The sequence below is a fragment of the Pedobacter punctiformis genome (genome assembly GCF_027213715.1).
GTDB lineage: Bacteria > Bacteroidota > Bacteroidia > Sphingobacteriales > Sphingobacteriaceae > Pedobacter > Pedobacter punctiformis.
On sequence record NZ_JAPWGM010000005.1, the window covers coordinates 1 to 16,341 of the forward strand.

Here is a 16,341-nt window from a genome sequence, read left to right on the forward strand (position 1 = left end):
CCACTCTGAACCTGCGGATTCTTTTACCCTCAGCACATAGAAATAAGTACCCTCATTTAAACCCTCTCCCGTCCAGTTGTTCTGGTAGCCGGTCGCTTTATACACCTCATTACCCCAGCGGTTCACAATCACCAGGTCGTTCTCGGCAAACAGTTCCAGCCCCCGGATCTCGAAGGTATCGTTCGTACCATCCCCGTTTGGCGTATATAAATTCGGGATAAACAAACTTGAACCGGAAACTGCCAGCTTGGTGAAATAACCGCCATTGGCTGCCATATCGGTTACAATGGCTACATTGTTTCGGGTATGTACCCCTGCAGCAGGGTTGGTGCCCTTTAAAATATCCCATTTATCCCCGCTTAAATATCTTGCTATAGCCGCATTCGCATCTTTAAATAAAGAGCCGTTGGTATTGCTGTTGTGCTGTAAAATCATGTTCGCGGTAAGCGACGGTGAACCGTAAATGTGCCAGGTCCGGTTCATGCCCAGTGAGGGGTCTTTAACCGCTTTATCTGCCCCGGCATAATCCTGAACACTTACAAACAGTTTGCCTGCACTACCCGGGGTTAAAGTGGCCGGCGTATAATCGCCCTCTTCAATCCCTACAGGAAATACAAAACCATCGCTGCCTGCATAATCTTTAATCATATGCCCGGCAATACTGTTGCCCGTAACCACCATCCGGTCTTTGCTGTAACCGCTAAGCTTTCCTGCACTGTTGAAAGCCAGGTTATGCCCGTTCAGGATAATATCCGCACGGTCTACCGCTAAATCCAGCGTGCCCCCGATGTTCAGCTCGGCAGATAAAGCGCCTGCCGGATTCGCTGTTCCGTAACCCGGATCGGCTACATCAGCCAGAAAAATGTTTTCTGTATTCTGGTGTTCGATAATCAGGTTGATGAAATTACCATTGTTCCCATCGATATTGGTTGGCCCTGAAGCCATAGCCGGATAAAAAGGGTTAGTGCCCGGGTTGTAGATAATAATCTTTCCCGTACCGCTGAAAGTAGCCCCCGGGGCAATCCAGACATTTTTACTGTAAATCTCCAGCGTACCGTTGATCTCCCAGTTCGCCTTTGGCCCAAAGTAAGTACCCTCGCTAAAGCGCTGCTCGGTCGTACCCGCAGAAACCACAACCACAGATTCATCAACCGTCATACTCCCAGCGCCACTTTGGGCCTTTATATCTGATATCCACAAAAATAGAGTGAATAATAATGTAATTTTACTTATAGTTTTTTTCATTTTATTAATCAATTTTCACCTGTGCCAGTACCAGGTACACAATTATCTAAAATACCATCATTATTCGAGTCTAAAGACTGGTTTGTTGTATTTTGATATGGAGAAGGGGGGGAACCCGGAGCACCTCTTTTTATAGGATCTGTATCTACTACAGCTTGAATCCCATCTTTATCTCCATCGTTAATTCTTGAAATATAGCCGGCCCCAAGATCATCCAAATAATCTTTTCCAATAGCATATAAATCATAGTCTGTTCCGTTACTTGTTAAGTCAAGAAAATCAGGTTTATCATCGCAATCTGTATTGGCTAATGCATATTTAGAAATGCCTGAATCAGGAAAAGTTTCCAATATATCAGCAAGACCATTACTGCCAACTGCAACACCAACATCAACAATACCATCATGGTTGGCATCAATAGCATTAATAATACTCATTGGAATGCCAGATTCATATAAATCCAAAATCCCATCATTATCAGAATCTAAATCTAAATAAGCAGAAACCCCATCACCTAATACCGGAGTAACCAAAATATCGCCCTCTGTATCATCATCCTCAAATTTGCCATTGTGGTTAAGGTCTTCAACAGCATCCATTATCCCATCATTATCAGAATCAGCATCACAGGCATCTGTAATACCATCGCCATCTGAATCTATTGTTTGTGATTTATCGCTTGCCGGACAACCCACTGATTTAGGGTTTTCGACACGAAAACGCAGATTAGGATTTACATATGCCCAGGCTTCTTTTCCATTAACCGTTAACAAACGATAAACAGATTTTGCAAAAACATTTCCAAGTTTATCTCCATCTGTTTTGATATCAGTATTTGAATCAGGGGATGAGTAATCGTACTTGATATAGTATTGACCTATCGGAATATTTGTTTGGTTAGCTAAAAAATTCGCCTGTGTTAAATAGGCAAAATCAGCAATTGTTGGTAAATCGTTATTTGGCATTGGGTTATTTAAGGCATCGTATCCCGCAATGGAGGATGCCGTGGTTACTGCTGCTTCATAATCTGATTTTTTTATCAATGAAACCCTAACACGTGAAAAATCAATGCCTGGTATTAAAGGGTTTGTTTCAATTTCAGTATAGGGTAACAAAGCTCCGTTTTGTTCTGTTATATCTAAATTAATTGTATTGATACCAGCCGCCCCTTTATCCATAACAATTGGTTTTCCTATATAAGCAGATGTAGCACTTGCATCAGCTGCTAAGAATTTAATTGCTGGACGAGTAATGATGATATCCAAATAATTGGTTTGCGTTAAGGCATAGGGATTATTTGGGTGAAAAGCAGTAGGATTAGTAAAATCAGCTGCCCTTGTACGTCCACCTGCAGTTAATATACGAAAACTAATATTTATAGTTTTACTTAACGCACCATAATTATCTACATCATTTTGAAAATCTAATGTCCTTTTACCAGCCATTTCCATTGCAGCTTCGGTCCCGGCAGTAATTCTATCCTGGGTCATTCCATTGGTAATGGTTTCAAAACGACGGTTAAAATTCCGAACATCTTCACCTTTACCCACGCCCAACGGCCCATTCATAGTATTAACGGCACTTTTATAAGAAGAATTTGCGAGGGCTATCTTTTGAAATTCGGTAGTACCTCCGTTAGCAACTGTTGGTGTCACATCGGTATTTCCCACACCATTAAACCATAATTTATAGGTAATAGCTGAATTAGGATCCCAATTCTGAATTCTTAAATCGGTAAGCGGAGATTGCCTATCCCCATTAAGATTAAATCTTCCTGTCCAAATGTGCAGTACCAATTTATCCCGAAGTGTATTGATCCGTGAATATACTTTAACAGCTTCAGCAGATGTTGTTTTTAAATCAAGAATATATTTTTTACTCTCCCCAAGTGTTCCTTTATAATAATAGCTGTTATAATCATCAAAAGGTTCATTATCCTTATATTTTTTATCCACTAAAGCCTTATCTATATTCCACTCCGGAAGCCGCTGTAAGTTATACATTTGAGCAGCTGAAAATCCTGGTCTAAATGGGTACCCTGGCCAAATAAATGTTTCATTATCTGTAAGGGCATACCTGTTAAAAAAAGGATATGTTGTAGCTCCAGCAATTCTTCTGTTCTTATAATCTAATGTGTAAGTTGTTGAATTGGTATAGGTAAAAGGGTTAGTATCACTTAATTTCAAATTTGAAAATAAAGTAAAATACATCATGATCAAATTTTGTCCGTCTATCGTTCCTCCCGTTACCGGAATGGGGCTAGCATAAATATTGGGATGATAATAATTGGATTGTGAGGGTACCATTACATCTCCAGGTATAACCGGAAAATTTGCCGAATTACGAAAAGCAGTTTCGGTAGTTGGTATTTGTGCCTTTACTGTTGTTATTACCTGCATCAATACAAGCGAGAATAATAACAGTAAATTTTTAGTCTTTTTCATTAATTTCTTGTCTTTAAAAGTAGACTCTATTTAACTTTAAATGCGATGTTCATATAGGTTTTCGCTGTAACTGTAGCTGTTGGCAGCACTTTATAAGTCATTACACCATTATCATCTAAAGTAATTGAAGCTGGATCGAAAACAGTATTGTCAAAATATGTAACAAAATACTCTAATCCTGTAACCGGAAAAAGCGGTAAAGTAGTAGCCGAGGCACTTTTAATTGCTGTACGCGATGTGCCTGCAACATCACCCACCATACCAAACTGTCTTTGGTAAATACTGTATAATTTAACGGTATAAATTTCCGTTCCGGCATCATAATAAATATCATCCGCAGCATTGGTGGAAACACCTACGCTACCAGCAGGAAGTACAACAGTTGGGGCATAAAAAAACTTAGGCATTGCTGTTAATGTTGAAGCATCAGCCCATGATAATTGGGCAAAATTTGTCATGGTAGGTACTGTACCATCCGTCACTAAAACCTGACCAGGTGCACCGTTATTTTTGGGAAAATAATAATTAGCCAAATAGCCATTGGAGGTTGGCGTTAAGAATGAATTAATTCCTACTCCTTTTTCCCGATCGACGTTTAATCCATTCCCTTTAGTATTAGTAAGATAGTTAGAAACAAGTTGTGTACCTGTTGCCGAGCTCGTTGAAATTGCGCCGTTAAAATCATTTGGGTAATCTGATGTTCCTAATGCAGCGCCAATATTTCCATTTGCACCCGGTGCTGTCAATATCAAATTTGACAGCTGTAAATTTTGACCTGTACCATTATTAACAGAGAAGACCTGACTTAGCTGACCATCAGCCGTAGCATGATTTAATATATACCTTGAGGCAGCAGCATTATCCATTAAAAAAGATTGTGTAGTACTTTTCGAAAGGGAAAGTACATTATATTTTTGTGGATTTGCAAGGTCATCAACAAGTGCTATGTTTGTTGCGCCATCTATATTTGTTTCAATAGAATGGTACATACCATTTGCATCCTGTGTTTTTGTAACCATTTTAACATCACCTTTTACTTCGAAATTTTTAGTAGAAGTGGTGCCAGTAAAATCACCTACTGCTAAATTACCTTTTTGATAAACATTGTCATCGTTCAAAGTTGCTTTGGTCGTTGTTCCCTGTATCTGCAAAGGTTCGGAAGAAGTAACCAAATCATTAACATTTTTCCATTCTAACTGCCCTCCAGTAATACCTCCAGCTACTAATGCTTGCCCTGCAGTACCATTAACACGAGGGAAAGTATAATTTCCTGTAGCAACCCCTGCATTATTATTGAAACTAAAGTTGATTCCGCTCGCTCTGCTTAAAGTCAATTGTGCTCTGTCCACATTAGGCGTTCCTGCTTCATTCATTAAAAATGTTTGGTCCTTATCCATATGATGTAAGGAAACGCCATTTGTTAATCCCCAGTTTCCAGTTCTATACTCAACCGTTCCGGGAGCAATTTGTACAGCGCCTAAATTTGTTGGCGACTGTGCAATTTGATGTAAAGAGTTTGAGTGTACCTGGATCATCGCCATATCCGTAGGTGCTGTTAAATTATCAGCATTATATAAAATGCTAACTCCTGATCCCTGAAAATTAGTTTCAAGTCCAACTGCCCGTCCTCCAACGGCAGTTTCTGTTTTAAAATCACCTACAACCTCTAATTGTTTCGTTGTAGTTGGGGTTGCGTTTGTAGAACCAATCGAAACTTTTCCATTCTGATAAATGTTCTCTGTATTCACAACAGCTTTATTTGATGTTTCCTGTACATTCCATGGCTCTGTACTCAAAGTAGACGCCGGTATTGTTTTTAAAACACCACCTGCACCTGCGACAACAATATTATCAGTAGCTGCTCCTGTTTGTAAACCAGTAAGTGCTAATGTATTGGTTACATCAGTTTCTATAGTTGTGGGCTTAATTAATGTACCCCCTAATTGTGTATTTACTCCGGTTTTAGTTAAACCATTATCAGCTGTACTATTTGTAAGTGCCGTTAAATCTACTGTTTTAGTATTTCCGCGTTCTAATGTTAGCGTTAATATTTTTGTGGTATTATCAAGACTGAAATCTGTAATGGTCTGATTGTCTTTGTCTACAATGGTATTGTTAATAATGTAAGGATCTGCAGTTGTTCCAGTACCAGTAATATTAATGCCTGTACCTGCCTGAGAAACTCCGCCCTGACCATTTGCTCCCGGATCTCCTTTTGGTCCTTGTATTCCTTGTGGGCCTTGCGCACCATCAACGCCATTAGTACCATTTATACCTGGGGTACCCTGCGGTCCTGTAGCACCGGTCAAACCAATAGGTCCTTGTGCACCATCAACACCGTTAGTACCGTTTATGCCTGGAGCACCCTGTGGTCCCGTTGCACCGGTTAAACCAATAGGTCCTTGCGCACCTGTATCACCTTTATCTCCCTTTGCACCATCGACACCATTAGTACCATTTATGCCTGGGGCACCCTGAGGTCCTGTAGCACCGGTTAAACCAATAGGTCCTTGTGCGCCCGTATCACCTTTATCACCCTTTGCACCATCAACGCCATTAGTACCATTTATGCCTGGGGTACCTTGCGGTCCCGTTGCACCGGTTAAACCGATAGGTCCTTGTGCACCTGTATCACCTTTATCACCCTTTACACCGTCAACACCATTAGTACCGTTTATGCCAGGAGCACCTTGCGGTCCTGTAGCACCAGTTAAACCGATAGGTCCTTGTGCACCTGTATCACCTTTTACTCCCGGTATTCCTTGCGGTCCTGTAGCACCAGTTAAACCGATAGGTCCTTGTGCACCTGTATCACCTTTTACTCCCGGTATTCCTTGTGGTCCCGTAGCTCCGGTTACTCCAATTGGCCCTTGTGGGCCAGTATCACCGGTATTCCCTTTTACTCCTGGTACTCCTTGCGGCCCTGTTGCACCGGTTAAACCAATTGGTCCCTGAGGTCCGGTGGCTCCAGTATCACCTTTGGAATTTTTCACCCATTTTGTTCCGTCATTATAATAAATACCTGGAACAACATCTTTACTTATTGCTGTGTTATAAACCATCATCCCGGCAACATGAGCCGTTAATGGTGAAGGATTTGTGGTTTCAATAAGTGCAACCCTTACGTGCAACAAACCTTTGTTATTGCTTTCTAACTCCAGCAATGCATCTTTGTTCGGTAAATTCCCTCCAGTAATAGTTCCATCTTTTACTTTTTGTTGGGCACTTAATTTCAATGCAAAAATTGAAATAGTCAACAACATGAGTAGTTGTTTTTTCATATTATTCTTTTTTTAAGTTATTTAGCTTTTTGATCATTGACAATATGGTCTAACCTCCTAGTAATTGAAGTATAAGACAATTGCTCATTATTAAAAATTAATGATTTTTGAGAGCGTTAATTCTTGGCTTAAATCCGAAATCACTGTTTGTGAAACACAAATCCAATTGACATTGGCTAGTAGGCAAATACGTGTCCATTTAGATCCCGAAACATCGGATTGCTTAACTAAAGTGTATTATTGATTTACGAAATGGCTGTTTGAGTTTATATTTTCTAAAAATTACAACCAAAACACAGAGAAAAAAAAGGATACATGTGGAAATATATGCCCATAAATACCCAAACTATAGAGATTGATTATCCTGTTTAAAAGTTAACAGTATGATAAGGGCATTGATATTATTGCATTTTAAACGCAATATATGCTCATTTTATTTATACAATAAAAGAGCAGATTTAACAAAATCCCAATGTAATTTTAATACAGTAGGAAAGAAGTAAGCTTATTATCCATGTAACGAATGAAATAATGACCATGGCGTCCACGAGTACTACAGCTTTTTATTTTTTTACTCTTTTAAAAGTTGTAATAATCAGATTTTTCCTGTCCGGAGGAAGCGATTTTCCGGCACCACTCCAAATGGCAGGTTGTGTACGGAAAATTAGTTTTTGGTTTTTCACTTCCATTTCGATATAGTCATTTTTATGGAGCCGGGCCGGAATGATCAAAATATTATTTTTGATGTTCGCCTGTAATTCGATAGGAGGTGCTTCGCCTGTTCCGATGTCAATTAAGGTTGCATAGTTTTTTCCTTTTTCAAATTTTATTTCTATTGTATTGATATAATGTTTTCTTCTGATTATCCATTGTCCCTCATAAATTTTCCTAAGATTTTGAGGCAGTTCATCTCTTTGCGCTAAAACAAATAATGAATTGAAAAATAGAACGAATATGATAAAGAATCGTTTTTTCATTATTTAACTTGCTTATAATTAATTGTTTAAATATTTGTCTTGTAGTGTGTAGTACATTTGTAGGGTGTATTAAAATGAAAATTAATTAAATATATAGTAAAATTGTTACGCATAAAAAATGAGGTTGTTAAATTCTTTTTTAAAGAAAGTTAAATAGATCATTTTTAAAGCCTTCCTAATTGAAGTAAAAAAGCCTCCCAACTTATACCTGATAGTTCAAAATTAAACGAGTACACATTTTACTTTCATCTAGATCAAATTAGTTAAGCAATTAATATAATGCAAAATAGAAGTGAAGATATCTTAAAACAAGAGCATATTACTACGGAAATCAATAAAATAGATTTTCATTTAAAATAATAAACCTTGATAAGCGTCTTGGTCAAAAAATGACTTAATAAATTTCTTCAAGGAAATCCCGCAAGTTTTTGTAATGAAAATCGAATGTATGAATCAGTGGGTGTAAACCTATTGACCTCCAAGTTTTTACTGGGCATAAAAAAACGAAACACCGCTATGATGTTTCGTTAAGTAGCCCGTAGGGGAATCGAACCCCTGTTTCCAGAATGAAAATCTGGCGTCCTCACCCCTAGACGAACGGGCCATTAAAAATCAGAGTGTCTTTCAACTCTTTGGTAGCGGGGACACGACTCGAACGTGCGACCTTCGGGTTATGAGCCCGACGAGCTACCAACTGCTCCACCCCGCACTCTATGTTACTTCAATATGCTGTTTGAAGGAGTGCAAAGGTAAAAAATATTTTTAGTTTTCAAAAGAGTTGCAATAAATTAATTCAGTATTCAAATTATCTGTCTGATTTGCAAAGTCTTAATTTTTTGAATCGTGTTTTAATGAGTATTTTAAGAAGAGGATGTAAGGAAGCAAAAGTCTGACGATCACAATACCCTTAAACGAAAAAAGTTGATCGTCAGCGGCATCGCTTTAAATCAACTTTTTGTTATTCCTGTAGCGTGGACAGGGAACTTTTTGAACTTTTAATGGATTTTCTAGCTGATTTTGACAGCATCATAAGAACTGACGAATCATTTAAAAAAGAGCATAAAGCCTTAAAAGTCAAAAGGTAAAGAGAAGTTAGGCGGCATAAAATTAAGTCCGTCTATAAAACTTAAGTGTTCAAAATCCTGAGTTGTTTTCATAATTTTGTAATGTCAGGTATACAACAAAACATTCGAATATTTTCCATTTAGCAATCTAGTTTAATATAAGATAGCGACCAATGTATCCAAGCCAGCTAATGTATTGATTAACTATATCCTTGATTTTCCAATAGCTTTATTTTCTCTTAGATAAGCCTTTTGAACAAATTCTTCTTCTATTCATCTATTTCCTCTTCACGACTTGTCTTTTAATAAAAAACACAATGACATGGAGCTAACAAAACCAATATTAGAAGCCTTTCAGTATTGCCCCTATAAAGCCTGGCAATTGTTTCATAACGCATTATCAACCGGTTCTGAAACAAGTAATAAAGTAATAGAAAAGGCATTTTTGATGAATCAACCGGGCTGGATACCCAATAGTATTAAAATTTCTTCAGTAGATAAACAGGCAGAGAAATTGTTGGAGCAGGCAAAAGGGATTTTAAGTACAAAAGAGTCCCCACCATTTTATAAGATCCCGCATTGTCTGGAATGTCAATTTAACGCTGAATGTACCATTAAGCTTAAGGAACGGGACTGCCTGAGCCTGCTTGGAGGCATGACTCCAAAAATAATTGCTAAATATAAGAGCCGAGGCATTACAACCGTTACACAACTTTCACACCTGTTCCGCCCCCGGAGAAGAAGACAGGGACCTCAGACCAGTGGCCGCTATTCGTGGGAATTGAAGGCGCTGGCGATTCGGGAACATAAGACCTTCGTTCTGCATTTGCCTGAATTATCAGAAACCGCCGCCGCAATATACCTTGATTTTGAAGGGGTCCCGGAGGAGCATAGCTATTACCTGATCGGAGGCATTGTAAAGGAGGAAGGCAAGGAAGACCGGTTTTTCTCTTTATGGGCGGATACCATAGATGACGAATATACAATCTTCATGGAGCTTATCAATATTTTAAGACAATATCCACAGGCTCCTGTTTATCATTTTGGCAGCTATGAAGTTAAGGCATTGAAATCTACTGCAAAGAAATATCCTGCTTTACTTAAAAAGGGGTTACACGACATTGAAAAAAGGTTGGTCAATCTTTTAGGATTTCTCAGAAGTCATGTATATCCCCCAACCTATACCAATGGATTGAAAGAATTGGCTAATTATCTTGCCTTTACATGGTCTGACAAAGAAGCGTCTGGTTTGATGAGCATTGATTGGAGGAAGCAATGGTCAGCCTCTAAGGATATAACCATTAAGGACCGGTTGTTATTGTATAACAGGGAAGATTGTGAAGCGTTGCTTAAGGTGCACAGTTGGCTGGTTTCAATAAGTAAGAATGATAATCAGGAAAATATCCAGCAGGTGAGTACCTTAAAAAGGTATACACCGTATAAATTGCAAAGCAATATTGAATTTGGGGAAGATTTTCAGGTTATTACTAAAGCATCCTATTTCGATTATCAACGGTCTAAGATATACTGGAGGGATGAAAGGTCTGCAGTAAAGAAAAAAAAGCATGAGAAAATAAAGCAAAAAGGTGTGCTAACATGGCATCCCAAACAGATCAATGAAATAGTCATTGTTCCCTCATTAAAATCCTGCCCGCACTGTGGACATAAGAAGCTTTACCATAGTAGAGTAGACTCCCGTAGAACAAAGGTATTACAGACAGATCTTAAGTTTACGGCAGCCGGGATACATACTCATGTAACTGAATACCAATCGGGCAGGTGTAAATGTGCGCAATGTGGCAAAAAGACAAGTGACCAGAGTCTCAGGATGATGCAATTCGGAGATAACTTTTTCGCTTATGTGGTCAATCTGTATGTTACTTGTCATATCAGTCATGAAATGATCAGCAGGATATTAAAGGAGCAATTTGCTATCCAGGTTAAGCATATGTATCTCGTTATGCGGAAAGAGCACTGGTGGATGCAAAACTGGCAACCTGAAGTAAATTATATTCGCAAGATAGTACTGGACAGCCCTGTTATTCATATTGACGAAACTTCTGTCAGGTTATTCCAAAACCGCGGTTATGTTTGGGTATTTACCACTAAAGACACCGTATATTATCATTTTACCCTTACTCGTGAAGCCGGCTTCTTAACAGATTGGCTGAAAGACTATAAAGGAATTATTGTTACAGATTTTTTCCCTGGTTATGAGATGCTTGATGTACGCAAACAAAAATGTTTAGTACACCTGATCCGGGATTTAAATGATGAATTATTTAAAAATCCATTTGACGATGAGTATAGAATACTGGTATCTTCTTTTGGCAAATTATTAAAAGAAATTGTTTACACTATAGACAAGCACGGTTTACAAAAGAGATCTCTTGAAAATCATAAAGCCGATATTGATTTATTTTACAAACAGTTTATTGAGCCGGAATCTAAAAGTGAATTGATGATAAAGTATACAAAGCGCCTCCGTAAACATTGGGATCAATTATGGACATTTATTCACTATGATGGTATTCCCTGGAATAACAATAATGCCGAGGCTGCCATCAAAGCTTTTGCTCAGCACAGACGAGGAGTAAACGGGCAAATAAAGGAATCGGGATTGAGGTTATACCTGCAAATGCTAAGTGTTGCACAGACTTGCCGTTACCGAGCGGTATCATTTCTGGATTTTTTGAGAAAAAAAGTCGGATTATGGGAGCATATGCCTGTAACCTCACTACCGGGCTTTTTACCTTTCCGGCAGGCGAGGCTATTTATACACCGGCTCGGATTTGAACGGAAGCAGCAATGGGATGAATGGAAAACGGAAGGTAAGCGACCTTCATTCGTCCCGTCAAATCCTAATATAACCTATAAAAGCTGTGGATGGGTGGACTGGCAGGACTGGATAGGTTTTTCTTTCCTGCCTTTTCCGAAAGCAAGGACATTCATTCGAAAACTGCATCTCAAAAATCGGAATGAATATGTGGAGTGGCTCAATAGTGGAAAACGTCCTAAATATATTCCATATGATCCCAAGAAAGCATATAAGTATACCGGCTGGATCAATTGGCAGGATTACCTTGGAATTGAGAAATAAAGATAAATAGACTAAGTAAAAGGTATACTAGGATATTTATATATTAAATTGGGCGATTGGAGTTTCCTTTTTGATAGTTTTATAGTACCAAATAGAAATAAATAATAACATGGATATTGTTCTGAAACACTACTGATTATATAATGAGTTATTACTTTAATCCAATATAAAGAATTTCTCAAGATATTCCCGTATAAGTCATCCTTCCCAAAATTAAGAATCTTAATCAATTTTTATCACATTCTCCTCTCCAAACCATTCTTTTGCCTTGGCTATAACCTGTGCATCCGGATTGTGAAAGAAAACTGCTAAATTTTCTTTGGCTCTTGTACAACAAACGTAAAATATTTTTTGAGTTCTATCCAATACACTTGCCGAACCTGTTTCTAAAAAAAGATTGCCAAAGTTATAATTGTTCCATCCACCATTATCAAGTATGACTAAGACATTATCAAATTCTGCACCTTTGGTTTTATGTTGCGTTGAAAATGGTGTTTGTCCTTCAAGGTACTCATATAATTTTTGAAATTCACTAAACTTGACATCCTTTACTCGATTATATAAATATTCTTTGTTCTCTTTAAAAGCAATTAGCTTGTCATCAATCAAACAAATCCCTTTTTCGTTTGCATCATTAATGACTTGCTCAATTGTATTATCTCCAACGTTTACAAGAATTTCAATGTTTTCCTTTAAGGTTTTTTTGCTTGCGATACTTGTTATTCTAAACCGATAATCGGTTACCCTTAAAAATTCATTGTATTTTTTGTTTTGATAGAGAGAAATATTATTCTGAATTTTAAACAAGTGCTTTATAAGATTATCTCTTTTAGAGCCTTTCCTATTTTCATCATCTTCGTCTTGCTTTTTATCATCAATTAAGGCATCTTTATTTAAATAGATTTTTCTTACTTCAGAGAATGGTTTGTCCTTTAGCTGATTGTACAATTCTGCTTTTATAGGGTCTGCCAATAAAATATCTTTCTTCAGTACTCTTTGTCTATTTTTTAGTTCGAACTTATCTACAACAGTATTGAAAGTATCATCTTCATTAATTTCAATTTCTGGTCTATTATTTTTCTTGTTATCCTTTATTTTATTAAGGATATCCGTCTTCAAACCAATTACAGGGTCATCATCATAAATATCCATCAAGGTTCTAAAACCTGCTTTGCCTGCTATTAAATTGTGAGTAAGATTAAGTTCTTTTGTTTCCTTTGAATTATTAAAGTCCCAAGCATAATTCGCTGCTAAAAATTCTTCAACTTTATTGATATTTCCATCAGTGGAATGCAGAAACAAAACAGTGCCTTGCTTTATTACACCATCAGCCATATTAGGAGCTTTCGGGTCGGCAGATGGTTCTTGAGTTATACCATCAGTACGAATTTTGTTCGCCAAATCAATAACAAGTTGGGGATTTCTTCTATTCTGCTTCTTTGGAATTTCGTTTACTTTTTCGGCTTCATCTCCTTTATAATCGTCTAAGTTGCCAATACCATCTTCATAAATTGCTTGCATAGCATCTCCAAAAAAACCTATGATATTCTTTCTTTCACTTTTCTTAAAATGTGTAAGGAATGTTTCTACAACGGCTTTGCTTGTATCCTGGTATTCATCAATGAAAATGAATTTATATTTATCCTTAACGATGCTGCTAAGTTTGGGATATTTTTCAAAAAGATAGTTTGCCACTATAAGCAATTCATCGTGAGATATAATTCCTTCACGTATTCTAACAAACTCTTTGTACTGTACACCATCAGGCAAAACGGCATAATAATTATCCGGAACGGGATTGACTTCTTCAATGGAAATTTTGCTTACTTCCTCATTATTCGCTAAGAAAATAAGTGCTTCTTTAAGCTCTTTTTGAAAGTGCTTGATACTATCCCATAAGAAATCGTGTATCGTAGATACATTAAGGTTTTTATGGTTTACTCTCTCTTCAATTTCTTTAACTGCTGCATTCGTATAGGTCATACAAGCAACCTTAGCTGTTGGATTTTCAGCTATTACCTGACGAATTACATTTACCAAGGAATAGGTTTTTCCACTGCCTGCACCTCCGCTTAAAAGAAAATTCCTACCAGCGTCAATTGATTGAAAAATTTCCTGTACTTCTGGTTCTAAATTTAATCTTTCTTCAACCATAACAAGCCATTTTTTATGTAAGCTGGAATATTCCAATTAGTGAATTTTTCATCACTGTGATATAATATATCTAAAGCGAAATGGGTTTTCTTCTTAACACATTTATCTGCCAAATCATAAGGGCTTTTTCTATCATCATCAAAATCAGACGCATTTTTTATTCCTTGGAAAGTATCTTTATTTCCTTTTACGAATGCTCTATTTAGATGTATAAATGCATCTTCAAAACTTCTTGCGTGATAAGTATTTTCTTCCTGTTGGTAACATATACAAACTGTGGAACTCCCAACAATAATTGTTCTATTTGCAACAGGTAAGGCTTTTAAATCGTCCCAAGTTACAGCCTTCAGGAAATGATTAATTGCAGAATTGCTTGTTTTAGTACCTTCATTTACAGGGCACGCTCCCCATTCGTCTTGCCCTTTTGCATTTTGACCTGTTACCTTTATAGCGTCTATATCTGTTAATATCAATGATTTAATGCCCAAGAAGTCAATAAACTTCTCAAAGATTTGTGAATATGCTCCAACTTCTATAATTGATATATTTTGAGATAAAAGAGGTAAGAATGTATCAGCGTTTCCTTCTGCTTCTAAACGTGTTCCTTCTTCCAAATCAACTTTTCGCATAAAAGTTGGTATCAAAATTCTTTCGGTATCTCCTTCAATAAGTATAGCCTTATCAGCAAAAAAGATTTCAGCCCTGCTGATTGTTAGGTACTGTTTTAAGAATTGATATTGTTTTGGGTCGGCATCATATTGGGCGCTTAAATCTTTCAGATTTTTAGCAGTTACATTATTCTTTGTTATTGCTTTCAAATATTTGATATCATCAAAATCACTATCGGCAACAATGTGCGATGAATGTGTAGTAATAATGTACTGTAATGGTCTGTTTATACCATCATCTCTTTTAATACCTTCTCCAAGTAATTTTTTTATGTTTTTTATGAAAACATATTGCATTTGTGGATGTGTATGCGCCTCCGGTTCTTCTATAATAAGTAGATTAATATCTGCGGGCTTTTTGTCTTTGTCTTTTTTGAAATCCTGTACCAAAATTTCAATTTCAAAAATCATACTTATTAGGTTCATATAACCTAAACCATTGTAATGTTCCGGTAACTTATGGTCATCGTGAGTATACACCACAGTAGTATTTCCTTCAAGCAATTCTCGGTGTTGTAATGTTGAAATAATTGCTATATCTGTATCATTCAACTTAACGCCACCAAAATCCTGCACTTTTTTTATTACATCTTTAAATAAGTCTTTGTAGATGTCGCTTAGTGTACTGTCGGTTTCTGAAAGCTGGTCTTTGAAATCTTCTGTAGCTTGGGTCTTATCGCTACTATCTTCTTTCTTTTTATAAAGACTTGAGGTTTGTTTTGAGAGTGTGTTTTCCTTTTCCTTATTTGTCACATCTCTTCTTGCACTAATGTACTTGAAGCTGATGATATCTTTTAAATTAATGTTCTCACTAATAAGGTCAATTGGTTTAGTTTCGGTAATCTTTTTTGTAGCTGTATCGTATTCAAAAGAAAATTTATGAATTTTAAAATAAGCTTCTAAGTTTTGCTTTAAAAAATCTTTTAGCTCCCTTGGCTTATATTCTTTCTTCTTAACATTCTTTGCTTTTTCACTGGCGGCGAAGCCTGTATAATCAGCTTTTATTTTTAAAAAGGCATCATAATTTACCGTGTATTCAAAACCTAAAACAATATTGTTATTATCAGGGTCTAAATCCATCAATACTCTGCTAACATTAGATAAATCATCAGTATCGTTATATTCAATATAGGTTTTCAGTTTAATGCCTTTGGGTAGGAATTCATCGGGAACATCAGCCGACTTAATTAGAGCTTCTAAATCATTTTTGAAATCAATATTAAAGTCATCATAAGAAAATTTACTTTTCTCATTTATAAATTTGTCAAGAACTGAAAGAATAGAAGTCTTTCCTGTATTGTTTTTCCCGATAACAAGAGAAAGCTCATTTTCAAGGTCCATTGAGAAAGTCTTCAATAATCGAAAATTTTCTATTTCAAATTTTCTTATTTTCATGGTAATAATATTT

General features: G+C 36.9%; 7 protein-coding genes and 2 tRNA genes. 1 reads left to right on the top strand and 8 read right to left on the bottom strand.

The genetic code is table 11. The features are described from left to right. The 6 genes from O0955_RS14040 to O0955_RS14065 all read right to left on the bottom strand — a co-directional run. Positions 1-1,245: T9SS type B sorting domain-containing protein (locus tag O0955_RS14040; protein ID WP_269428188.1), on the bottom strand; the 1,245-nt coding region annotated here is incomplete at its 3' end. 8 nt (positions 1,246-1,253) lie between these two features. After that, entirely contained in the window at positions 1,254-3,689 is a 2,436-nt protein-coding gene (locus O0955_RS14045) for a thrombospondin type 3 repeat-containing protein (RefSeq protein ID WP_269428189.1), read from the bottom strand. A gap of 26 nt (positions 3,690-3,715) precedes the next feature. After that, the gene (locus tag O0955_RS14050; RefSeq protein WP_269428190.1) at positions 3,716-6,970 is read right to left on the bottom strand and encodes a collagen-like domain-containing protein; all 3,255 of its coding nucleotides are present in this window, start codon (positions 6,968-6,970) and stop codon (positions 3,716-3,718) included. Positions 6,971-7,533: 563 nt separating this feature from the next. Continuing rightward, a complete protein-coding gene (locus O0955_RS14055; RefSeq protein ID WP_269428191.1) occupies positions 7,534-7,947 on the bottom strand; it encodes a hypothetical protein in 414 nt (137 codons plus the stop codon). 532 nt (positions 7,948-8,479) lie between these two features. Continuing rightward, positions 8,480-8,551, bottom strand: a tRNA-Glu gene (locus O0955_RS14060). A 29-nt stretch (positions 8,552-8,580) separates the two neighbouring features. After that, positions 8,581-8,656: transfer RNA gene (locus O0955_RS14065), tRNA-Met, on the bottom strand. Between the two features lie 677 nt (positions 8,657-9,333). Here O0955_RS14065 and tnpC point away from each other — a divergent pair. Continuing rightward, on the top strand, positions 9,334-12,111 hold the full coding sequence (gene tnpC, locus O0955_RS14070) for an IS66 family transposase (RefSeq protein WP_269428192.1): 2,778 nt from the start codon (positions 9,334-9,336) through the stop codon (positions 12,109-12,111). A gap of 222 nt (positions 12,112-12,333) precedes the next feature. On the opposite strand, the gene O0955_RS14075 is transcribed toward tnpC, so the two are convergent. Both O0955_RS14075 and O0955_RS14080 read right to left on the bottom strand, forming a co-directional pair. Then, positions 12,334-14,265, bottom strand: a complete 1,932-nt coding sequence (locus O0955_RS14075) for a UvrD-helicase domain-containing protein (RefSeq protein ID WP_269428193.1) — start codon at positions 14,263-14,265, stop codon at positions 12,334-12,336. Next, positions 14,247-16,328, bottom strand: a complete 2,082-nt coding sequence (locus tag O0955_RS14080; RefSeq protein WP_269428194.1) for an ATP-dependent nuclease — start codon at positions 16,326-16,328, stop codon at positions 14,247-14,249. The genes O0955_RS14075 and O0955_RS14080 overlap by 19 nt, the downstream gene beginning before the upstream one ends. Between the last annotated feature and the right edge of the window lie 13 nt (positions 16,329-16,341).